General features: G+C 68.3%; 18 protein-coding genes. 7 read left to right on the top strand and 11 right to left on the bottom strand.

Annotated features, from left to right (window positions below; translation table 11 throughout):
* Positions 1-13: 13 nt before the first annotated feature.
* Positions 14-3,493 carry an error-prone DNA polymerase gene (locus AACH40_RS09105; protein ID WP_338646014.1) on the top strand — a complete coding sequence of 1,160 codons (3,480 nt, stop codon included), beginning with the start codon at positions 14-16 and terminating at the stop codon, positions 3,491-3,493.
* A gap of 38 nt (positions 3,494-3,531) precedes the next feature.
* Complete coding sequence (locus AACH40_RS09100; RefSeq protein ID WP_338645809.1) at positions 3,532-4,020, top strand: GNAT family N-acetyltransferase; 489 nt, start codon at positions 3,532-3,534, stop codon at positions 4,018-4,020.
* 10 nt (positions 4,021-4,030) lie between these two features.
* On the opposite strand, the gene AACH40_RS09095 is transcribed toward AACH40_RS09100, so the two are convergent.
* Positions 4,031-6,460, bottom strand: coding sequence for a hypothetical protein (locus AACH40_RS09095; RefSeq protein WP_338645807.1), 2,430 nt, complete (start codon positions 6,458-6,460; stop codon positions 4,031-4,033).
* A 182-nt stretch (positions 6,461-6,642) separates the two neighbouring features.
* Here AACH40_RS09095 and AACH40_RS09090 point away from each other — a divergent pair, with 182 nt between their 5' ends.
* Genes AACH40_RS09090 through AACH40_RS09080 form a run of 3 tightly spaced genes read left to right on the top strand, consistent with a single transcriptional unit; the run spans position 6,643 to position 10,259 of the window.
* Positions 6,643-7,902, top strand: a complete 1,260-nt coding sequence (locus AACH40_RS09090; RefSeq protein ID WP_338645805.1) for a hypothetical protein — start codon at positions 6,643-6,645, stop codon at positions 7,900-7,902.
* Between the two features lie 9 nt (positions 7,903-7,911).
* Positions 7,912-8,877 (top strand): hypothetical protein, encoded by a 966-nt coding sequence (locus tag AACH40_RS09085; protein ID WP_338645803.1) that lies wholly within the window; start codon positions 7,912-7,914, stop codon positions 8,875-8,877.
* Complete coding sequence (locus AACH40_RS09080) at positions 8,874-10,259, top strand: HAMP domain-containing sensor histidine kinase (RefSeq protein ID WP_338645801.1); 1,386 nt, start codon at positions 8,874-8,876, stop codon at positions 10,257-10,259. Before AACH40_RS09085 ends, AACH40_RS09080 begins: the two co-directional genes overlap by 4 nt.
* A 15-nt stretch (positions 10,260-10,274) precedes the next feature.
* Here the strand turns inward: AACH40_RS09080 and AACH40_RS09075 are convergent, their stop codons facing one another.
* The 3 genes from AACH40_RS09075 to gltX all read right to left on the bottom strand — a co-directional run bounded on the left by AACH40_RS09075 (position 10,275) and on the right by gltX (position 13,342).
* The gene (locus tag AACH40_RS09075) at positions 10,275-10,463 is read right to left on the bottom strand and encodes a hypothetical protein (protein ID WP_338645799.1); all 189 of its coding nucleotides are present in this window, start codon (positions 10,461-10,463) and stop codon (positions 10,275-10,277) included.
* Between the two features lie 41 nt (positions 10,464-10,504).
* Positions 10,505-11,743 carry a citrate synthase gene (gltA, locus tag AACH40_RS09070; RefSeq protein ID WP_240959721.1) on the bottom strand — a complete coding sequence of 413 codons (1,239 nt, stop codon included), beginning with the start codon at positions 11,741-11,743 and terminating at the stop codon, positions 10,505-10,507.
* A gap of 105 nt (positions 11,744-11,848) precedes the next feature.
* On the bottom strand, positions 11,849-13,342 hold the full coding sequence (gene gltX / locus AACH40_RS09065) for a glutamate--tRNA ligase (protein ID WP_338645797.1): 1,494 nt from the start codon (positions 13,340-13,342) through the stop codon (positions 11,849-11,851).
* A gap of 128 nt (positions 13,343-13,470) precedes the next feature.
* Between gltX and AACH40_RS09060 the strand changes: the two genes are divergently transcribed.
* Entirely contained in the window at positions 13,471-15,639 is a 2,169-nt protein-coding gene (locus AACH40_RS09060; protein WP_338646010.1) for a ComEC/Rec2 family competence protein, read from the top strand.
* Here AACH40_RS09060 and lexA read toward each other — a convergent pair.
* The 5 genes from lexA to AACH40_RS09035 all read right to left on the bottom strand — a co-directional run bounded on the left by lexA (position 15,633) and on the right by AACH40_RS09035 (position 19,818).
* On the bottom strand, positions 15,633-16,355 hold the full coding sequence (gene lexA / locus AACH40_RS09055; RefSeq protein ID WP_338645795.1) for a transcriptional repressor LexA: 723 nt from the start codon (positions 16,353-16,355) through the stop codon (positions 15,633-15,635). The genes AACH40_RS09060 and lexA overlap by 7 nt on opposite strands.
* A 90-nt stretch (positions 16,356-16,445) precedes the next feature.
* Positions 16,446-17,702, bottom strand: a complete 1,257-nt coding sequence (locus AACH40_RS09050) for a molybdopterin molybdotransferase MoeA (protein ID WP_338645793.1) — start codon at positions 17,700-17,702, stop codon at positions 16,446-16,448.
* A complete protein-coding gene (gene moaC / locus AACH40_RS09045; protein WP_338645791.1) occupies positions 17,699-18,190 on the bottom strand; it encodes a cyclic pyranopterin monophosphate synthase MoaC in 492 nt (163 codons plus the stop codon). The genes AACH40_RS09050 and moaC overlap by 4 nt, the downstream gene beginning before the upstream one ends.
* Positions 18,191-18,436: 246 nt before the next feature.
* A complete protein-coding gene (locus AACH40_RS09040) occupies positions 18,437-19,138 on the bottom strand; it encodes an aspartate/glutamate racemase family protein (RefSeq protein ID WP_422394903.1) in 702 nt (233 codons plus the stop codon).
* 20 nt (positions 19,139-19,158) lie between these two features.
* On the bottom strand, positions 19,159-19,818 hold the full coding sequence (locus tag AACH40_RS09035; RefSeq protein ID WP_338645787.1) for a hypothetical protein: 660 nt from the start codon (positions 19,816-19,818) through the stop codon (positions 19,159-19,161).
* 95 nt (positions 19,819-19,913) lie between these two features.
* Between AACH40_RS09035 and AACH40_RS09030 the strand changes: the two genes are divergently transcribed.
* Positions 19,914-20,504 (top strand): ADP-ribose pyrophosphatase, encoded by a 591-nt coding sequence (locus tag AACH40_RS09030; RefSeq protein WP_338645785.1) that lies wholly within the window; start codon positions 19,914-19,916, stop codon positions 20,502-20,504.
* A 40-nt stretch (positions 20,505-20,544) separates the two neighbouring features.
* Here AACH40_RS09030 and trpC read toward each other — a convergent pair whose 3' ends face one another.
* Positions 20,545-21,333, bottom strand: coding sequence for an indole-3-glycerol phosphate synthase TrpC (gene trpC / locus AACH40_RS09025; RefSeq protein WP_338645783.1), 789 nt, complete (start codon positions 21,331-21,333; stop codon positions 20,545-20,547).
* 56 nt (positions 21,334-21,389) lie between these two features.
* Positions 21,390-22,388, bottom strand: a complete 999-nt coding sequence (gene trpD, locus AACH40_RS09020) for an anthranilate phosphoribosyltransferase (RefSeq protein ID WP_338645781.1) — start codon at positions 22,386-22,388, stop codon at positions 21,390-21,392.
* Positions 22,389-22,396: the final 8 nt, after the last annotated feature.

Genomic DNA, 22,396 nt, shown 5'->3' with positions numbered 1-22,396 from the left:
TGTGTCCAAGGCGATGCCCGAAGGTGCGCTGACCCCCGAGCGGCGGCGGATCGATCCCGAAGAGAACCAGGCCCCACCGCCCCGCGCGCCTTTCGTCGAACTGGGCCTTGTCACCTGCTTTTCGTTCCTGCGGGGAGCATCCGATCCGGTCGATCTCGTCATGCAGGCGCGCGCCCTGGGCTACGACGCACTGGGCGTGGCCGACGTCAATTCGATGGCCGGCGTCGTGCGCATCCATACCGAGGCGGAGGCGGCGCGCCTGCGCCCGGTGATCGGTTGCCGGATCGAAACGACAGAGGGGCTCGTCTTCCTGGCGTACCCCTCCGACCGCGCCGCCTACGGGCGCCTGTGCCGCCTGATCTCGACCGGGCGCATGGCAACGCTCGATGGGGAATGGCAGGCCAAGGGCGTATGCGAGATCGATCTCGCCCTGCTCGCCGCGCATGCCGAAGGCATCCACCTCGTGCTCGTCCCGCCGCGCAATCTGGACCGCCGCTTTTCCGTGCATGGCGGGACCGGCAACGTCGTTGCCCTGCACGATGGCGTGCCGCTGGCAGAGCAGGTGTCCACCACCTTTGCCGATCTTGTCCCCCGACTTGTCCACAGCTTGTCCACATTGCGCCACATTGCCGCCTGTCACTTCCATGGCGGCGACGACATGGCCCGGATCGAGCGGCTCGATGCGCTGGCTCGGGCGCACGGCCTTGCGCTGCTCGCCACCAACGACGTGCTCTACCATGCGCCCGAATGCCGGCCGCTGCAGGACGTGATGACCGCGATCCGCCACAAGACCACGGTCGATCGCGCGGGCTACCTGCTCAAAGCCAATGGCGAACGGCACCTCAAGTCGCCCGAGGAGATGGTTCGCCTCTTTGCCAGATGGCCCCATGCGATCGCCGCTGCGCGCGATCTGGCCGATGCCTGCCACTTCAGTTTGCGCGAGCTGCGTTATGAATATCCCGAGGAAATCTGTCCTTCAGGCCATGATCCTCAGACATGGCTTGAAGAACGGACATGGGCTGGCGCCGCAGTCCGCTATCCCACCGGCGTGCCCGACAGCGTCGCCGAAACCCTGCGCCGCGAACTCGCGCTGATCGGCAGGCTCAATCTCGCGACCTACTTCCTCACGATCAAGGATATCGTCGATTTCGCCCGCAGCTGCGATCCACCAATCCTGTGCCAGGGGCGTGGTTCTGCGGCGAACTCGGCGGTGTGCTACTGCCTCGAGATCACCGCGGTCGATCCCGCCAAACACGCGCTGCTGTTCGATCGCTTCATCTCCGAGGAGCGCAAGGAGCCGCCCGACATCGACGTCGATTTCGAACACGAACGGCGCGAGGAGGTGATCCAGTACATCTACCGCCGCTACGGCCGCCAGCGCGCCGGGCTCTGCGCCACGGTGATCCACTATCGCCCGCGCATGGCCGTGCGCGAGGTGGGCAAGGCGATGGGCCTGACCGAAGACGTCACCGCCGCCCTGGCGCGCACCGTCTGGGGCGGGTGGGGTACCGAGATTGCCGAAAGGCACGTTGCCGAAACCGGGCTCGACCTGACCGATCCACACTTGAAGCGTGTTCTGAAGTTGACGCAGCAGATGATCGGAATGCCGAGACATCTTTCCCAGCACGTCGGCGGCTTCATCCTCACCCACGGGCCACTTACCGAAACCGTCCCGATCGGCAACGGGGCCATGCCCGAACGCAGCTTCATCGAATGGGACAAGGACGACATCGACGCATTGGGCATCCTCAAGGTGGATGTGCTGGCGCTCGGCATGCTCACCTGCATTGCCAAGTGCCTCGACCTGCTGCGCGCGCACCACGGGCAGGACCTGACGCTCGCCAGCGTCCCGCGCGAGGATCCGGCGGTCTACGACATGCTGTGCAAGGGGGATTCGCTGGGCGTCTTCCAGGTTGAGAGCCGCGCGCAGATGAACATGCTGCCCCGCCTGCGCCCCCGCGAATTCTACGACCTTGTCGTGCAGGTGGCGATCGTCCGGCCCGGGCCGATCCAGGGCGACATGGTTCACCCCTATCTCAAGCGGCGGCGCGGGGACGAGGCGGTGACGATCCCCGCACCCCATCCCAGCCATGGCCCACCCGATGAACTGACCTCGATCCTCGGGCGGACATACGGCGTGCCGATCTTCCAGGAGCAGGCGATGAAGATTGCGCTCGATGCGGCGAAGTTCAACAGCCTAGAAGCCAATCGCCTGCGCAAGGCGATGGCCACCTTCCGCAGTCGCGGCATGGTCGACGAACTGCAGGACATGATGGTCGGCCGGATGATCGAACGCGGCTACGATCCCGACTTCGCCGCGCGCTGCTTCGACCAGATCAAGGGCTTTGGCGAATACGGCTTTCCCGAAAGCCACGCGGCAAGCTTCGCGCACCTCGTCTACGTATCGTCATGGCTCAAGTGCCATTACCCCGCCGCCTTCGCCTGCGCGCTGCTCAATTCGCAGCCGATGGGCTTTTACGCCCCGGCGCAGATCGTCCGCGATGCCGCCCAGCACGGTGTCGAGGTGCGTCCGATCGACGTCAATCATTCCGACTGGGACTGCACGCTGGAGGAAAAGCGCCCCGGCGTCGTCGCCCTGCGGCTCGGCCTGCGTCAGATCGATGGTCTTGCCGAACACGCTGCCGCTGCGCTGGTGTCCGCGCGGGCTGAAGGCGGGGCCTTCGCCGATGCCGCCGCGCTCAAGGAACGGGCGGGGCTGTCGCCGGCGATCATCGAGCGCCTTGCCGCCGCCGACGCGCTGGGCTCGCTCGGCCTGTCGCGGCGCCAGGCCCTGTGGGATGCGCGCAGCCTGATCGCGGCGCCAGACCTGCCGCTGTTCGCCGCTGCGGCCGCGCGCGACCAGGGCGTGGAGCGCAGCATCACCCGCCTGCCGACGATGCCGCTGTCCGAGGAAGTCGTCGCCGATTACCAGACCCAGCGCTTGTCGCTGAAGGCGCATCCGATGGCCTTCCTGCGCGCCAGCCTTGCCGATCGCGGTTTCGTGCGCGCTTGCGATCTGCGCCAGCGCAAGTTCCGCGCCATGGTCCATGTCGCGGGCGTGGTGCTGATCCGCCAGCAGCCCGGCTCTGCCAAGGGAGTGTGCTTCATCACGCTCGAGGACGAAACCGGCGTGGTCAACATCGTCGTCTGGCCCGATCTCAAGGAAAAGCAGCGCAAGGTGGTGATGGGCGCGCGGCTGATGGAAGTGCGCGGCCGCGTCGAATACGATGACGAGGTGATCCACGTGATCGCCGCCCACCTGACCGATGCCAGCGCCTCGCTCAATGCCCTGTCCGAAGCCACGTTGGCCCCGCCGCTGGCCCGTGCCGACCATGTCAACAACCCGTTGCCCAGTCATGTGCGCGCGGCTCCTTCCATGGCCATGCCGCCCGAGGAGCCTTTCGTCGCGCCTCCGGGCAATCGCGAATGCGGCTATCACCGGACCCATCCGCGCAACGTGCGGATCATCCCCAAATCACGCGATTTCCATTGAGCGCGACGGACCCGGCTTGCGCCGCTAAGGTCCAGGGCATGGAGATCATTCGCCTCACCGCTGACGACGCCGAACGCTTTCTCGCCATGCGCCGCCTCGCTCTCGATGGCGATGCGCAGAACTTTCGCGGGGCAAGCGTCGATGATGCCGCGCTCGGGCTACAGGCCTGGCGCGATCGCCTGGCGCGCGATCATGTCGTCGCGCTCGAAGCCGATGGCGATTGGCTAGCCGTTGGAGGCCTGACCCGCTTCCCCGGCGTGAAGCTCGATCACAAGGGGCTGATCTGGGGCATGTACGCCGTGCCTGCCGCGCGGGGCACGGGCGCTGCGGCGCGCATCCTCGATGCCCTGGAGCAGGCCGCCCGCGACATGGACTTACGCCAGCTGCAACTGACGCTGATGGCCGACAACCTGCGCGCGCGTCGGCTCTACGAACGCCATGGCTTCGAGCTCTATGCGATCGAGCCGGATTCGGTCTGCCGCGAAGACGGCTACGCCGACGAAGCGCTGATGTGGAAGCGCCTGTAAGCCCGCGACCTTAGGCCCGCAGCCGCTCGATCCCCTGCGCCAGCGCGACGTAGAGCTTGCCCATGTCGGACGAAAGCAGCGTCACGCCCAGCGCGTTGCCGTCGCGCGTCGAAAGCAGCTGGCGCAGCATCGCCTCGAAGTCGTGGATGAAGCGGTTCACGTGCTCGCGGAATTCGGGATCGCCTTCGTAGTGCTGCTGCACCGTGCGCGCCTCGGCTGCTTCGAGCAGCGAGACGGCCCGCCGGGTGAAGATGCCCCGGTCGCCCCGCAGGTAGGATGCCCACGCGGTTTCGGACACATCGGCCGACAGCGCCTTGGTGATGTCGATCGCGGTCGAATTGAGCGATTCGGTGATCAGCGCGGCCCGGCGGGCGAAGTCGTTGTCGACCTGTTCCTCGGCCCGCTCGCGCGCCCGTGCCACGCGGTCTTCCATTGCTGTGGCCAGTTCGCCGACCTTGGCCAGTTGCTCGGTCATCTGCAGCGCGGTGTCGCGGCTGGCCGAAGCGGCCGTGTCGATCGCTTCCTCGAGCCGGGCCACAAGCTCCGCCCCGCGACCCTGCAAGACCTTCACGATCGCCGCCTGGCTTTCCTGGCCGAGCCTTGCGGCCAGGGCAGAAACTTCGGCACCGGCGCCATCGCGCAATGCTTCACCGGTGTGAATCGCGGCATCGCTCAACTGCGCGATCGCGGTCGAAAGGCGTTCCTCGATCTCGCCCGAAAGTGCTTCGCTGTCGGCCTTGGCGCTGGCCATCGTCGTGCGCAGCGCGGCAAGGCGCGCCTCCTGCTCGCTCGCACGGCTGGCAAAGGCCTGCTGCAGATCGGCGATCTCGCTGGTGATCGATGCGACGTTGCCACGCGTGCCGACAATGGTTTCGGACAGCACGCGGCCCGTGTCGCCCGCTTCGCGCAGCGTGTCGCGCAGCGCCACGACGCGGTCCTCGATCTTGTTGAGCCCGGCTTCGGTGCTGCGCAGCGCTTCGGGGATCTGGGTGCGGGTATGATCGCCACCGGCGCGGATCAGTTCGAGCAGACGCACGGCGGATTCGGTCAGTTCGCCGATCTGCAGGTCGGTGCCCGAAAGCGCCTCGCGCATGTTGGCAAGGCGGTTGTTGAGCATCTCCATCGCCTTGTCGACCGTTGCCGCGGTCGCCGCGCCCTGTTCGCCAGAGGCGCGCAAGGTGGCGGAAAAGCCCGCCACGCGCTCGGCCACAGTATCGCAGTGGAGCGAAAGCTGGCGCGCCTCTTCGCGCTGCTTGGCGCGCTGCGCGTCGACCGCAGTGTCGAGCCGCGCCAGCGTTTCGGCCAGCGCCTCGGTGGCTTCGGCACTGGCCGCGGAAATCATCGCGCGCCGCTCGCCGATCTGCTGGTCGAGCTCGGCAAGGCGGCGCTCCACCGCCTCGCGCTGTTCGGCAAACTCGGCATCGAGCAGTGCACGGCGGCGCCCGATCTCGGCGTCGAGCCGTTCGGTTTCATTTGCCAGCGCGGCGATGCGCCGGCCAATCGCGGTGAGCGCGGATTCCTCGCTCGCCTCGAGCGCGGCGCGGCGGATGGCGCTGTCGCGGTCGAGCGCGTCGAAGCGCTGGGCGGCGAGCGAGGCCATGCGCTCGGCGGCGTCGCTGAACCCGGCCAGCGCGGCGTCGACGCGTTCGCGGATCTGCGCCACCTGCCGTTCGCTTGCGACGCCGAATTCGTTGAGCCGCTGGAATCCGCCGACCAGATCCTCGATCTGGACATGCGCGGCGCGGCCGGCGTTGCCGATGTTGTTGGTCAGGTCCTTCGCCGAATTGGCTATGACCGGCAGCTGCCCGCGCAGCTTTTCCATGTTGGCAAGGGCAAAGCTCGACACTTCACCGATTCGGTCCACTTGCGCGCCGTTTCCGGTGATCAGGTCCTGCAACCGATCAGCCGAGCCCGAAAGCCGGTCCACGGCGATTCGGCCCAGCGACTCAAGATCGCGGCTCTGCGCGGCGATGAATTCGCGGGCCAGCGAAAGCTCGGTGTTCACCGAAGAAAGGCGGGCTTCGAGCCGCTCCGATTCGAGCGAGAGCTGCCGTGCCGCGTCGTTGAAGCGGCTGGTTTCGCGCCGCGATCCGCGCAGCACCAGCAACAGGCCCAGCAGCGCCAGTACCACCGGCGTTGCCCAGCTCGTCGTCAGCTGCGCGCCTTGCGCCGGGGTCACGCCCGATTGGAAAGCGGGCAAATTCGCCCACACGAAGAACGCGGTCCAGCCGGCCACGGCAACGGCGGCAATCCACGGCGCACGGGGGGCGGGAAGGGCGGGTTCGCCGTCCTCGCCCGCTTCGTCGAAAACGTCGTCCAGCGTGGTGTCGAGCGTGGCCGGCACGGCGTCGTGCGCCTCCGGCTCGATGCGCGTGGCTCCTGCGCCCGGCGCATCCGCACCGCCGCCGTCAATCGGAATGATCCGCGATCCCCCAGTCATGGCGACGTCATATCATGGCTCGCGCCGATCCCGAAACCCGGCTTGACCCGGATGGCCCCGATCTCGTCGCAATGTCGGGGGAAAGTGGATGCCTTTGGGCTTGCACGCCAATGATCATGCGTGCCGCTTGGCAGTCACGTTACTCGGCCCTACGATGCGCCGCCCCCAGGAGAACCCACCGCTTGCGCGTCGCTTTACTATCGTCGCTCGATTCCGTGCCCGGCGAACCGCAGACCCTGCGCGGGGGACTGCTCGTCGGTGGCCGCACGGTCCTGCGCCACCAGCTCGCGCTTGCGCTGGCGTTCGGGTGCAAGCGGATCGTGGCACTGAGCGAGAACCTGACCGGCGATCTCGTTGAATTGCAACACGTTGCCGAACAGCAGGGCGCACGGTTTCACGTCGTCGCCAACACCCGCGCGATCGTTCCGCTGGTCTCGCCCGAAGACGAATTGCTAGTCATTGCCGACGGCCTGCTCGCGCTTCCGGTCGAAGCGCTCGAACTGGTCGAAAAGGCGCCCGGCATCGTCACCCTTCCGGTCGAGGCGGGCATCGTCGCCGGATTCGAACGGATCGACATCAACCACGCCTTTGCCGGGATGATGCGCCTGCCAGGGCGCATCGTTGCCGGCCTTGGCGATTTGCCTTCCGAATGGAACCCGGTTTCGGCCCTGCTCCGGCTCGCCGTGCAGGCACGCCAGCCGATGCGCGATCTGCCGGGTGCGTCGCTCGCCGAAGGGCGCTGGCAACTCGTCCGGACAGAGGCGGAGGCCCAGGTGGTGGAGCGGCGCTGGCTCGCCCACAATGCCGCGCGCGATTCATCCGATGCGCCGGCGACCGTGCTCGCGCGCATTGCCCTGCGCCATGCCGGGCCCTCGCTGCTCCACGCCGGAACCCGGCCGCCGCTGCTGCAGCTTGCGGCCCTGGTCCTGCTGCTTCTGGCGCTCGGCGCGGGGCGGTTCGGCTGGATCGCCGGGGCGCTGTGCATCACCGGTCTGGCCGCCGGCGTATCGAAGATCGGCCAGTTGCTGGTGCAAGTCGAACGCAATGCCCTGCTGGCATCGCCCGGGCGCCTGGCGCTCGACGGGCCGATCGCGATCGCCCTCGATGCGACGCTGGTGGCGCTTTGTGCCTGGCGCAGCGGACTGCCGATGGATGCGGGGGCCATGTCGCTGCTGCGCTGGTTCGCTCCGGTCGTGCTGATCCTGCTGCTGCGGCTGCTGGTGCTCGCAGCGCCGCCTTCGCGCGCGGTCGACTGGCTGGGCGACCGGCTCGCGCTTGGCCTTGGCCTGGCGGTGGTGGCCATGTTCGCTTCCTTCGACGTCGTGCTGGCGGGCCTGATCGTCGCGCTTCTCCTGTCCAGCCTGCTCTGGTTGCGGAAGGTCCGCACCGGAGCGTCCGGCGATAGACAAGCACCTAACCCGCCATTAACCAGCAGCGCCTAAGAGCGTCGCATGGCATTACCCGCACCCTCTGACGGCGCACCTCGGGCAATCGAGGCCTTGCTGCGTGACGAGCTCGTCGCGGCAGATCGAGTCATCGCCAGCCACGGCCCGATCCTGGCGCACCTTTTGCGCAGCGACGACAACTCGATCTTCAGCGACGAGATCGTCGCGCGGGTGCGCGGCATGTTCCAGGATGTCTCGCGCCAGCTGGTTGTGGCGCTGGCGGAAGCCGCAGGGCAGGGCGATCCGCAGGAGTGGGCGCAGACCGGGGCAGACGAGCTCGCCACGCGGCTCATGGCCGATCCTTCGCTGCTCACGCATTTCCACGGCCTCGCGCTCGAATGGCAGCTGACCGAGCGGCTTCACGCCCGGCTCGCGCTCGATCCGGTGCTGCCGCCGCTGCTGCAGGCCTGCATCGCCTCTGCCGATGGCACCGCTTCTGCCACGGCGATGAGCCTGCTTGCCGCGCAAGCCCGTTTCGGCCAGGCGCAGCGCCGCATGCAGCTGTCGGCGGGTGAGCTGCCCGAACAGCTCTTTGCCGCCGCGATCCGCGCGCTTGGCGCCGTGGCCGGTGGCGAAGGCGATGCGCAGCGCGCTGTCGCGCTTGCCGCCCAGCGCGTGCGCCAGCGGCTCGATGCCGATCGCACCCGCCTTGCCCTGATCGACCAGGTGATTGCCGCGTTGCCCGCCGAGGAAGCCGCGCGCGCGCTGTCGATCGAGAATGCGGGCGTGGCGATCTTCCTCTCGGCGCTCGCCTCGGGCGCACACCTCTCGCGCGAGATGGCGATCATGGCCACGACCGAGACCCAGCTCTCGCGGCTTGCCCTGGCGCTCGGTGCCTGCGGCGTCGGCGCCGAAGTCACCGCTGCGCAGTTCATGGCGCTCCATCCCGACATTGGCCTGCCCGAAGGGCTCGGCGGGCTCCACCCCGATCGCGCTGCCGCGATCCTGGCTGAGGCGGCCAACGACGGATGACCATGCCGGGCCCGATCCGGGCACGATCCGATGCGGCGAACTGGCTGGTCGAAGCGGACGAACCGCTTGCCGGGCTGCAGCTGCGCTGCGGCGGACGGATGCCCGGGTTGATCGCCATCCCCGCGCTGCTCGCGCTGGTGCGCAAGGCCCGCCGCGCGCGCTTGCCGCTGTCGCGCATGATCGTCGCGGTGGATGAAGGCCGCTCGATTTCCGCCTGGGTCTCGGTCCGCCCGACCGCCGATCTCACCTATATCGAGGCGAGCCAGTGGCGCCCTACCGGCGACGTACAGCCCGTAGCGGAATTGACCCCTGACGAGGACCTGCTGCGCCAGCTGTCCGAGGGCGAAATCCTGCTCGATGCCGAACAGCGCGTCCTCGCCGCCCATTTGCGCGCCAGCGATCTGCAGGACCTCTCGCTTGCCCTGCAGGACGGCATCGGCCGGTTCTGGACCGACTTCATCCGGCTCGATCGCGCCGGGCAAAAACAGCCGCTCCACTGGCGCCTGCTCGATGATGCCAAGTTCACCGCGCCCGGTTCGATGCGCCGCTGGCACGCGCGCATCCTGCCGCAGGTCGGCGGCGGGTTCGAACTGCTGGTCATTCCCGAATCGATCGAGCGCCTGCCGCACGAACTGCCCGACACGGTGACGACGCACCCGGCGTGGAACACGCTGCTGGGCCGCGACCTTGCCCCGGCGTTGCGCCAGCCGATCACCCGCATCATCGCCAACGCCGAAACGATCCGCACGCGGCTCGCGGGTCCCCTGGCCGAGGAATACGCTTCCTACGCCACCGACATTGCCGAGGCGGGCCGCCACCTGATGGGGCTGATCGAGGATCTGGCCGATCTCGAAGCGGTCGAATCCGCCGATTTCAGCCCAGCGCCCGATCGCATCGACCTTGCCGATTGCGCGCGCCGCGCCGTCGGCATCCTCTCGGTCCGGGCCAAGGAATCGGGGATCGAGGTGGATTGCCCGGCCGCCGACGAAAGCGCGCCGGCCATCGGCGAGTTCCGCCGCGTCCTGCAGGTGCTGCTCAACCTGCTGACGAACGCGCTGCGGTATACGCCGGCCGGCTCGAAGGTGCGTCTCGGGGTCGGCGTCGAAGGGCGCACGGCGTGGATCTCGGTTGCCGATCAGGGCGAAGGGCTGACCGAAGCCCAGGCGATCCGCGTATTCGACAAGTTCGAGCGGCTCGGTCGCAGCGGCGATGGCGGCAGCGGCCTTGGCCTCTACATCTCCCGCCGCCTGGCCAAGGCGATGGGCGGTGACCTTCAGGTGGCGCCGACGCCGGGGCAGGGTGCCTGCTTCATCCTCACGCTGCCCGCGGACCTCGCCGAAGAGGCCGCGTTCCAGAACGACGAGCGTTCGCTCACTCGATAAGGATTGCTGCGGCGATCAGCGCCGCCGCGCCACGCGCAGCAACAGCACGACGCCAAGCGCGGCAAGCAGCAGGCCCCAAAGCGCCCACTGCTTTTGCGCCACCATGAAGGATGCAGGCCAGGTCACGAGGCCCGTGCCCTGGCCGATCCAGAGCAAGCCGATCATCAGGGCCGCCATGCCGACGATCCGGAACAGAAGTTTCATGTCCGGAAACCCGTCGTCATGGCGTCATTGCCCTGCGCTGCTCAGCGCTGCGAGATCGGCACGTAGTCGCGCGCCGTCGGGCCGGTATACAGCTGACGCGGACGACCGATCTTCTGGCCGGGATCGCTGATCATTTCGTTCCACTGTGCAACCCAGCCCACGGTGCGGGCGAGGGCGAACAGCACGGTGAACATCGTGGTCGGGAAACCGATCGCGGACAGGATGATGCCCGAATAGAAGTCGACGTTCGGGAACAGCTTCTTCTCGATGAAGTAGGGATCGTTCAGCGCGATCTCTTCAAGGCGCAGCGCGGTTTCGAACAGCGGATCGTTGACCTTCAGCGCGTCGAACACTTCGCGCACGGTCTTCTGCATCACGGTCGCGCGCGGGTCGTAGTTCTTGTAGACGCGGTGACCGAAGCCCATCAGGCGGAACGGATCGTTCTTGTCCTTGGCGCGCTCGATGTAGTGCGGGATCTTGTCGGGCGTGCCGATTTCCTTGAGCATGTTGAGCGCGGCTTCGTTCGCGCCGCCATGCGCCGGGCCCCACAGGCAGGCGATGCCCGCGGCCATGCACGCGAACGGATTGGCGCCCGACGAGCCGGCAAGCCGCACGGTCGAGGTCGAGGCGTTCTGTTCGTGGTCGGCATGGAGGATGAAGATCCGGTCCATCGCCTTTTCGACTTCCGGGATCACCTCGTATTCCTCGGCGGGAACGCCGAAGGTCATGCGCAGGAAGTTGCCCGTGTAGGACAGCTTGTTGTCCGGATAGAGGAAGGGCTGGCCGACCGAATACTTGTAGGCCATCGCCGCAATCGTCGGGATCTTGGCGATCAGGCGGTGCGAGCTGATCTTGCGGTGCACCGGATCGGAAATGTCGGTGCTGTCGTGATAGAACGCCGAAAGCGCGCCGACCACGCCGCACATCACCGCCATCGGGTGCGCATCGCGACGAAAGCCGCTGTAGAAGCTCGAAAGCTGTTCGTGCACCATGGTGTGGCGCGAAATGGTGCGGGTGAATTCGTCCAGCTCGCCCTGGTTGGGAAGCTCTCCGTTCAGCAGCAGATAGCTCACTTCCATGAACGAGCTGTGCTCGGCCAGCTGGCCGATGGGGTAGCCGCGGTGCAGCAGCACACCTTCGTCACCGTCGATGTAGGTCAGCGCGGAATCGCAGCTGGCGGTCGAGGTGAAGCCCGGGTCATAGGTAAACATGCCCGTCGCGCCATAGAGCTTGCGGATGTCGATGACGTCCGGGCCGATCGTGCCGCTCTTCACCGGCATGTCGATGGTCTTGCCGTCGGCGGTCAAAGTAGCCTGGTTCTCGCTCACGCTATGCCCTCCTAATTGTCTGTTTGTCCGTGCGGTTGTTCAGTCGCATCCGTTGGGTCACGCGGCCTGGTCACGGATGCGAGCCAGCGACTCGTCCCGTCCAAGCAGCGTCAGTACGTCGAAAATTCCGGGTGAGGTAGTCGTCCCGGTCAAGCTTGCGCGCAAGGGCTGAGCGAGCTTGCCTAGCCCAAGTCCGAGGTCCTCGGCCATCGCCTTGAGCGATGCCTCCAGCGCCTCGTTGGTCCACTCGGCCTCGCCGGCGATCCGGTCGGCGATCTTGCCCAGCAATGCGCGGGCATCGTCGGTCAGCAGGCCGCTCGCCTTTTCATCGATGGACAGCGGGCGCTGCGCGAACAGGAAAACGCTGCCGCGCGCCAGTTCGTTGAGATCGGCGGCGCGAACCTTCAGCACCGGCATCGCCCTGGTCAACAGGTCCAGGTCGCGCCCCCCCAGATCGGGACTCGCATCGAACGTGGGCGAAAGCGCCGGCAGTCGCTCGGCCACCAGCGCCGCCAGCCGCGCGTCGTCGGCTTCGCGGATGTAGTGGCCGTTCAGGTTCAGCAGCTTCTTGAAGTCGAAGCGCGATGCGCCCTTGTTCACGTTGCCGATGTCGAACCATTCGATCGCCTGCGTCGTGCTGATGATCTCCTCGTCGCCGTGGCCCCAGCCAAGGCGCATCAGATAGTTCAGCACCGCTTCGGGCAGCAGGCCCATCTCGTCGCGATAGGCATCCACGCCCAGCGCGCCGTGGCGCTTTGACAGCTTGGCGCCATCCGCGCCATGGATCAGCGGGATGTGGGCATAGGCCGGGTCCGGCCAGCTGCCTTCGATCGCGTCCATCGCGCGGATCAGCACGATCTGGCGGAAGGCATTGTTGATGTGGTCGTCGCCGCGGATCACGTGGGTCACCCCCATGTCGTGATCGTCGACTACCACCGCCAGCATGTAAGTCGGTGTGCCATCGCTGCGCAGGATCACGTAGTCGTCGATCTCGACGTTCTGGACCGTGATCGTGCCCTGGACCAGATCCTCGATCACCGTCTCGCCCTCGCGCGGCGCCTTGATGCGCACGACATAGGGCTTGTCCGCCGGCCAGCTCGCCGGTTCGGCGTCGCGCCACGGGCTGGCGATGCGGAACGGGCGCTTTTCGGCCTGCGCCTTCTCGCGCATGGCGGCCAGTTCTTCCTGCGTCAGGTAGCAGCGATAGGCGTGGCCCGCTTCCAGGAGCTTGTGGGCCACTTCCGCGTGACGCTCCGACCGGGCGAACTGGAACACCGCCGGCTCGTCGCCGCCAAGGCCCAGCCATTCCAGCCCGTCGAAGATCGCCTCGATCGCCGCATCGGTGGAACGGGCGCGGTCGGTATCCTCGATCCGCAGCAGGTACTTGCCGCCGTGGTGGCGCGCGAACAGCCAGTTGAACAGCGCGGTGCGCGCCCCGCCGATATGGAGGTAGCCGGTCGGGGAAGGGGCGAAACGGGTAACGACGCCGGTGCGGTCACCACCGCCGGCAAGAGCCGATCCTGCAGAAACGGTATCAGTGGCGCTTGCCATTTGCGGAACGCGATCCTTCCAGTGTCAACATGGCGACGCGAGCCGAAGACTCGTCCGCGGCAGATCCGCAAGACTGGCTCGCGACATCTTCGCCGCGGCCTTGGGGCAATCTGCGCCGCTTGTCCAGTGTGCAGCGCACCATGGACGAATTCCTCGCCAGCCGTCCGCTCGAACGCGGATCGTGGCTGGTCGTGGGCTTTGGCGTTGGAATCGCTACATGGCTTGTCCTGCCGGGTCCGCAGCAGTGGCTGGCGTTTCTGGCCCTGTGCGCTGCGGCGGGGGCGGGCGCGTCGCTGCTCGATGCGCAGGGCGATCTTTCGCACTTGCGGGCAGCAATTGTCGGCCTGCTGGTGATGCTCGTCGGCGGTCTGGGGCTGGTATGGGCCAAGTCGACCTTCGTCGGCGCGCCGCCCATCGCCCGGCCGATGGTGGTGACGATCGAAGGGCGCGTGCTTTCGCGTGAGGATCAGGGGGCCAAGGATGCGATCCGGCTCGTCCTCGCCGCCCGCCTGCTGCCGCGTTCGCCGGGCGGCCGCGATGCGCAGGATATGCCCCCGGCGCCGCAGCGGGTGCGCGTGAACGTACCGGTGGAGCAGGACCGGCCGGGCATGGCCGAAGGCGCCACCGTGCGGCTCGACGCCCGGCTCATGCCGCCTGCACCGCCAATGCTGCCCGGCAGCTACGACTTCGCCCGCGCCGCCTGGTTCCAGGGCCTTGCCGCCACCGGCCGCGCGCTGGGCCCGGTCGAGGTGCTGGATCCCGGCCACGGCGATGGCTCGCTCGGCGAAGTGCGCAGGGCCCTGTCGCGCCATGTGCGCAGCCAGCTCGGCGGTTCGCCCGGCACTATCGCCGCCGCCTTCGCCAGCGGTGATCGGGGTGCGATCGCGCAAGACGACGAAGACGCGATGCGCGATGCCGGGCTCACCCACCTCCTGTCGATCAGCGGCCTGCATGTCAGCGCGGTGATCGCGGGGGTCTATGCCCTTGTCATGGCGCTGCTGGCGCTCATTCCCGCCATCGCGCTGCGCGTCCGGCTGCCGCTCGTGGCGGCGGCTGCGGGGGCGCTCGCGGGGATCGGATACACCCTGCTGACCGGTGCGGAAGTGCCGACGGTGCGCAGCTGCGTCGGTGCGCTGCTGGTGCTTGTCGCCATGGCGCTGGGCCGCGATCCGCTGTCGCTGCGGATGGTTGCCGTCGCGGCCTTCGCCGTCCTGCTGTTCTGGCCCGAAGCGGTATGGGGTCCCAGCTTCCAGATGAGCTTCGCCTCGGTCATCGCCATCATCGCGTTCCACAATTCCGCCCCTGCGCGCCGCTTCCTGTCCCCTCGCGACGAGGGCTGGTTCGTGCGGACGGGCCGCCACCTTGCCATGCTGCTCGTCACCGGCGTGGTGATCGAACTGGCGCTGATGCCGATCGCGGTGTTCCACTTCCACCGCGCCGGGCTCTACGGCGCGCTGGTCAATGTCGTGGCGATCCCGCTGACCACCTTTGCCACGATGCCGCTGCTGGCGCTGGCGCTGCTGCTCGATCTGGCGGGGTGGGGCGCGCCGGTATGGTATCTCGTCGGCAAGTCGCTCGACCTGCTGCTGTGGATGGCCCACGAAACCGCCGCGCAGCCGGGCGCGGTGACGATGCTGCCGGGGATGGACCGCATCACGTTCGGCCTGTTCATCGCCGGCCTGCTGTGGCTGGCGCTGTGGAGCGGGCGGGTGCGGCTGTGGGGCTTCGCGCCCATCGCGCTGGCCACCGTGCTGGTGCTGACCGCGCCGACGCCCGACGTGCTGGTTTCGGGCGATGGGCGGCAGGTCGGCATCACGGCTGCGGATCCGGGCGGCGGGCTGCTGCTGCTGCGCGAAGGGCGGAGCGACTTTGCCCGTGACACGCTGATGGAAGCTGCCGGAATCAAGGACCTTTCGGCCTCCATCGAGGAGGCGCCGGGGGCGGAATGCAACGCCGATTTCTGCCGTCTGGCGACCGTTCGTCAGGTGTCGGGCCGGCCCCGCCGCTTCGTGCTGCTGATGAGCCGGGGAAGGGACCTGACGCCGTGGGCGCCGCTGGTCGAGGCTTGCGCGGCGGCGGATATCGTGATCGCCGATCGCCGCCTGCCCGACGCCTGCAAGCCCCGCCTGCTGAAAGCCGACCGGGGACTGCTGCGCCAGACGGGCGGTCTTGCCATCGAGCTTGGCAGCGGCCGGGTGCGCACCGTGGCCGAAACGCAGGGGCATCACGGCTGGTACCGCTGGCCTGCCCCCGGCGCCTTGGCATCACGGCCCCGTCCGCCGTCGCCGCCTCAGTGATAGCGGCGCAGAAGGCCGGCGAGCTTGCCCTGGATCTGCACTTCGTGGGGAGCGTAATACTGCGGATCGTAGGCGGCGTTGGCCGGATCGAGGCGCACCATGCCCTTTTCGTGGCGCAGCGTCTTGAGCGTGGCTTCCTCGCCCCGGATGAGCGCGACGACGATTTCCCCGTCGCGGGCGACTTCGGTGCGGCGCACGAGGGCGTAATCGCCATCGAGAATGCCGGCCTCGACCATCGAATCCCCGGACACCTCGAGCGCGTAATGTTCCCCTGCGCCGAGCAGCGCGGCAGGGACGGGAAGCGTCGAGGTGCCTTCCAGCGCCTCTATCGGGGCGCCGGCGGCGATGCGGCCGTGGAGCGGCAGTTCGATCACGTCGTTGGCGGGTTCGGGCGCACGGGCCGGAGCGCGCAGCGGCGGCACCCCCGTGTTCGCATTGGCGGTGTTCGCGTTGGCGGCGAGCGGTGCTGGGGAAGCGGGGGCAGCGCCCTTCACCGCATTGCCGTCCGCCATGCGCAGCACTTCGAGCGCGCGGGCGCGGTTGGGCAGGCGACGGATGAAGCCGCGTTCTTCCAGCGCGGAGATCAGGCGGTGGACCCCGGACTTGGACTTGAGGTCGAGCGCTTCCTTCATCTCTTCAAAAGAGGGAGAAATGCCGGAGTCCTCGAGGCGGTTCTGGATGAAGGTCAGCAGCTCATGCTGCTTGCGCGTCAACATCACGCTTGCTCCCTATTGCCGTTTCCTTCGCCCCTTGTTCTCATCACTGGCGAACGAATGCGGAACGAATAAGCAACTCCACCAAACCCGTCAAGCAATTCCGCCAGTTTCGAGCAGATAGACCGGCACTTCGCTTCCGGCAGGCAGCGCTGGCGCGCGCGCTTCGCGCACGACCAGGGCATTGGAGCGGGCAAGCGGGGTGATCGCGCCCGAATCCTGCAGCGGATCGAACGCGACCGCGCCCCCTTCGAAGCGGGCGCGCAGGAATTCGGTGCGGCTGCCCCCGGCGGGCAGATCGGCGGCAAGGCGCGCCGGTATCGTCCGCGGCAGCGCCTCTGCGGCGCCGAGCGCGGCGCGCAGCAGCGGCAGCATGAACAGGAAGCCGGTGACGAAGGCCGAAGCCGGGTTTCCCGGCAGGCCGAGCACGATCTGTGGACTGGCGAATTCGGGACCGGCGCCATGATCGCGCCGGCCGACGAGCAGCGGCTTGCCGGGCTTGATCGCGACCCGCCAGAAATCGAGCGTGACGCCCGCCGCGGCGAGCGCGGGGCGCACGAGATCGTGATCGCCGACCGAGGCGCCGCCGCTGGTGACAATGATGTCGGCCCCGCCGGCCTGTTCGAGCGCCGCGACGATATCGTCGATCCGGTCGGCCACCGGGCCGATGCGCGTGACCTGTACCGGAAGTCCGGCGGCCATGGCGGCGAGCATCGGGCCGTTGCTGGCGGGGATCTGGTGGGCCGCAAGCGGCTTGCCGGGACCGACAAGTTCATCGCCGCTGTCGATGATGGCGAGGTGGAGCGGGCGGCGGACGGGCAGGTGCTGATGACCGCCGGCCATGGCGAGTGCGATCTGCGCAGGGCCAATGCGGGTGCCGGGGGCGAGCAGCTGCGCATCGGCGACGAAGTCCATGCCGGCGGGGCGGATGTGGCGCCCGGCGGGCGAAGGCGGCGTGCCGATGAGCGTGACGCTATCGCCAGCGCGCGCCGCATCTTCCTGCAGCAGGACCATGTCCGCGCCATCGGGCAGGACGGCGCCGGTGCTGATCCGCACGGCCTGCCCGGCGGCGACGGTGCCGCCAAAGGGATGGCCGGCCGCGCTTTCGCCGATGACCCGCCAGGGACCGGGCAGATCGGCGGCGCGCATGGCGTATCCATCCATCGCCGAGAGCGGCGCATCGGGCTGGGTGCGGTGCGCCGTGATCGGGTGGGCGAGGTAGAAGCCGGTGCAATCGGCCACGGCGCGATGTTCGATGGCGAGATCGGGTGCCAGCGATACCAGCCGTTCCTGCGCGGTGCGCAGCGGCAGCGGCGGGGTGCGGACGGACGGTTCGGCGCCTGCGTTCATGCGGTGCGGTCCGGCACGTCTGCCGCCTTCCAATCGCCAGACTTGCCGCCGCGCTTTTCCAGCAGGCGGACCTGTTCGACGACCATGCCCTTGTCGAGCGCCTTGGCCATGTCGTAGATCGTCAGCAGCGCGACCGAGGCAGCGACGAGCGCTTCCATTTCCACCCCCGTGCGCGCGGTGAGCGAGGCGCTGGCGGTGACCGAGACGCCGGTTTCGGTCAGCACGAAATCGACCGTGACTGCATCGAGCGCGAGCGGGTGGCACAGGGGGATCAGTTCGCCGGTCTTCTTCGCGGCCATGATCCCGGCGATGCGTGCGGCGGCGAGGACATCGCCCTTCGGCACTTCGCCGTCACGGATCGCGGCGAGCGCTTCCCGGCTCATGCGGATATGACCACCGGCGATGGCGAGGCGCCGGGTCTCGGCCTTCCCGCCGACGTCCACCATGCGGGCATTGCCGTCGGGGTCGAGATGGGTGAGGCCGGTCATGACGGGGCTCCGCAGCAGGAGGGGGTTGACGGGGTTGACACGGTCCTGGAGAAAATCTGCCCGCCGGTCCAAGTTGACGAAGTTGACAGTGTCCTGGACGAGAACTCCGTCGGTCGGGCGAGCGGGTTCGGGAAGAGCCAAAGCAACGGTGTTCCGCGAGTTTTCATGGGCCAGGCTGTTGCCAGAAAGGTGCGGCGTAGGACAGTGCAAATTGACGCGCACGCCGATAAATAACTGACGCGTCCGTTATTTATCGGAGCCCAGCGCCACTGCGGCGGCGGCTTGTGCGTGGAGCGCGGTGGTATCGAACAGGGGCACCGCGCTATCGCTCTGGTCGATCAGCAGCATGATTTCGGTGCAGCCCAGGATCAGTCCCTGCGCGCCGCGCGCCACAAGGCGGGCGATGACCGCGCGGTAGGCTTCGCGCGAGGCGGGCGAGATCACCCCGGCCACGAGTTCGTCGTAGATGACGCGGTGGACGAGCGCTCGGTCTTCAGCATCTGGGACGAGGACATCGAGCCCGTGCCGATCGCGCAGGCGGCCGGTGTAGAAATCCTGCTCCATGGTGAAAGCCGTGCCGAGCAGCGCGATGCGGGTGATGCCAGCCGCGACTACCGCCTGTGCCGTCGGGTCGGCGATATGGAGCAGGGGAACGGACGTTGCCGCCTCGATCGCCGGGGCGAGCAGGTGCATGGTGTTGGTGCACAGCACCAGCGCCTGCGCCCCGGCATCGGCCAGCAGCCGCGCCGAAGCGGCGAGCTGGCGGCCGAGATCATCCCAGCGGCCTTCGCGCTGGGCCTGCGCGATGGGGGCGAAATCGAGCGAGTGGAGCACGATGTCGGCCGAACTGGTGGGCCCGCGCGCATCGCGCACGTGGGCGTTGATCAGACGGTAATAGTGCGCGGTGCTTTCCCAGCTCATCCCGCCGATGAGGCCGAGCCGGCGCAAGGGGGTGTGTTCCATGCCGCTCATCTGGCGGCTGGTGTGGGGATGATGGCGACAGGGCCGAAGGTGCAGGCGAGGGTTGCCCGGGCATCGGCCAGCGACAGCGGGGGCTTGTCACCGCGGAAGGACGGGCCGCGCACGGCATACTGCACCGAATAGAGGTTTTCGGCATCGCGATAGAGCGCGATCACGTCGATCTCTCCCGAGCCGGCCTGCGCCTGGGCATAGGCGCTGGCGGGCGTGTCGGCGCAGCCGATGGCGATGTAGGTCAGCTCCATGCCGCCGGCGGTCTGTTCGGGCGGGGCGGCTTCGAAGATCGCGCCGCTGGGGCACGCGCGCGGTTCGAAAATGGCGCGGGCGAGATCGGGCGTGGCCTTGGCGATGCCGCCGAAGCCCTGAAAGCCGCGCACCGTCAGCAGCGTGCGCCAGGTGGCGAAGGTTTCGCCATCGCGCAGGAATTCGAGCAGGAACTGGCCGCGTGCAAGCTGGGCCGGCTGCGCGGTATAGGCGGGGGGCACGCGGAAGGTGATCGTCTTGCCGAACAGCGGCAGGGCGACGGGTTGGTCTGCCGGCGCCGCACGGGCGGGTCCGACGCACACGAGCGACGCGGCGGCCAGGATCGGGGTCAGGGCGAGGATCGGGGCGAGGATCGGGGCGAGGATCGAGGCGGGGCGCAGGCGCATGTCGGGCCGAGCGTAACGCCCTTCTTGCGGTGCAGCAAACGGTCGTTGCATCGGGCCGGGCGGGGCGGCTAGGCCGATTGCGTGGCGGAGCGGCCGTGGCGGAGATTGGGACGATCATGGGCGAGATCATCGGGCAGGAGCTGGTCTACGACGGCTGGTACAGGTTCTCGCGGTTGAAGGTGCGGCTGCCCGACGGCGTGGTGGTGGAACGCCATCTGCTCGACAACGGGCAGGCGGTGGCGGTGCTGCCCTATGATCCGGTGCGGCGGTGCTGCCTGCTGATCACCCAGCCGCGCGCACCGGTCATCGCGGCGGGCGAGGCGCCGGTGCTGGAGGCGATCGCCGGCGGTCTCGACGGCATCGCGCCCGAGGATCGCATCCGCGAAGAGGCGATGGAGGAAGGCGGGCTGCGGCTGGGCCAGCTGGAGCCGGTGGCCAATATCTGGCCGATCCCGCCGGTTTCGACCGAGCGGGTGATGCTCTACCTTGCCGAATACACTGCCGCCGACCGCGTGGGCGAAGGTGGCGGGGCGGAAGGCGAATTCGAGGCGATCAGCGTGCACGAGATCACCCTGGACGCCTTGCGCGACATGGTGCTGGCGGGCGAGCTGACCGATGCCAAGACGCTGGTGCTGGCGCAGGCGCTGCTGCTGCGGCGGCCCGAGCTGTGGGGCAGCGGGCGGTAGGCAGGGCAGCCCTTCGACAGGCTCCGTGCGGGCGGCGGGCTTAGCCCTCTAGCAGGGTGCGCGTTGCCGCTTCGACGTCGGGCTGGCGCATCAACGCTTCGCCGACGAGGAAAGTGCGCGCGCCGCACTTTTCCAGCCGCAGCAGGTCTTCGTGGGTGTTGATGCCGCTTTCGGCCACGAGCAGCGTGCCTTGCGGAGCCAGCGGGGCGAGGCGTTCGGTGGTGCCAAGGTCGGTGACGAAGCGCTTCAGGTCGCGGTTGTTGACCCCGATCAGGCGCGATTGCAGGCGGGCGGCGCGCTCCATTTCGGCTTCGTTGTGGACTTCGACCAGCACGTCCATGCCCTGTTCGCGCGCGGCGGCCTCGATCTCGGCCATCTGGGCGTCTTCGAGCGCGGCGACGATGATCAGGATGGCGTCGGCGCCGATGGCGCGGGCTTCGGCGCACTGCCAGGGATCAACCATGAAGTCCTTGCGGATCACCGGCAGGGCGCAGGCGGCGCGGGCGTCCATCAGATAGTCTTCGTGGCCCTGGAAATAGGGCGCATCGGTCAGCACCGAAAGGCACGCAGCGCCGCCCGCCTGGTAGGCGAGCGCATGCTCGGCGGGGCGGAAATCGGGGCGGATCAGGCCCTTGGACGGGCTCGCCTTCTTGATCTCGGCGATCAGCGCGAAGCCGGTGGCTGCGCGCTGGCGCAGGGCCGCCTCAAACCCGCGCGGCGGGGTCTGTTCGCTGGCGCGCGCGGCGAGGTCGGCAAGTGTGGCGAACCCCTTGCGGGCGAGCACTTCGTCGCGCTTGGTGGCGCAGATTTCGGCGAGCTTGTCGGTCATCGTGCGAAGCGCCTTGCCGTGGGCGGGGCGGTTTGTCGAGGGGGCGCGGGGGAAGGTCAGCGCAGCGCGGCGATCCAGCAGTTGAGCAGCGCGTTGGCGAGGCCCTTGTCGATGGCTTCGGCCGCTTCCTCGACCCCTTCGTGGAACGAATGCACTTCGCCCGCGACGATCAGCGCGGCGGCGGCGTTGAACAATACGGCATCGCGATAGGGGCCGGGCTCGCCGTGGAGCAGGCGGCGCAGCGCGGCGGCGTTGTAGGCCGCATCGCCGCCCTGGATCGCCTCGATCGGGTGGACCGGAAGATCGGCATCGGCAGGGTGGACGCGGCGCATCAGCACCACGCCGTCCTTCAGTTCGGCCACTTCGTTGCCGCCGGCAAGGCTCAGCTCGTCCATGCCTTCGTCGCCCGAGACGACGAGACTGTGCCGACTGCCCAGCGCACGCAGCGCTTCGGCATAGATCGGCACGTAGGCGGGGCGGGCGATGCCGACGAGCTGGCGCGACACGCCCGCCGGGTTGGCGAGCGGGCCCATCAGGTTGAAGATCGTGCGACGGCCGATCGCCTTGCGGATCGGCATGATCCGCCCCATCGCCGGGTGGTGGCGCGCGGCGAAGAGGAAGCCGATCCCCAGATCGTTGAGCGTTTCCTCGGCCGTCTCTCCGGCGCGATTGAGATCGAGCCCGAGGGCTTCGAGCGTATCGGCGGCGCCCGCCTTGGAACTGGCGGCGCGGTTGCCGTGCTTGGCGACGGGTACGTCGCAGGCCGCGACGACGAGCGCGACGGCGGTCGAGACGTTGAGCGTGTGCAGGCCATCGCCGCCGGTGCCGCAGACGTCGATCGCATTGGCAGGGCCGGACACCGGGATCATCCGCGCGCGCATCGCCTGTGCAGCGCCCGCAATCTCGCTCGCCACTTCGCCCCGGTCGGAGAGCGCGACGAGGAAGCGGGCGATATCGTCAGCCTCGGGCGTGCCGTCGAGGATCTGGCCGAACAGATGCTCCGCCTCGTCCGCCGCGAACGGCGTGGCGGTAACGTCTGGGAGGTGCAGAGTCATCGTGCCGA

Origin of the sequence: Novosphingobium olei, assembly GCF_037076535.1 — a bacterium.
In the GTDB taxonomy this organism is placed as follows: Bacteria; Pseudomonadota; Alphaproteobacteria; order Sphingomonadales; family Sphingomonadaceae; genus Novosphingobium; species Novosphingobium olei.
This window is presented reverse-complemented; position numbering and strand designations above follow the sequence as displayed.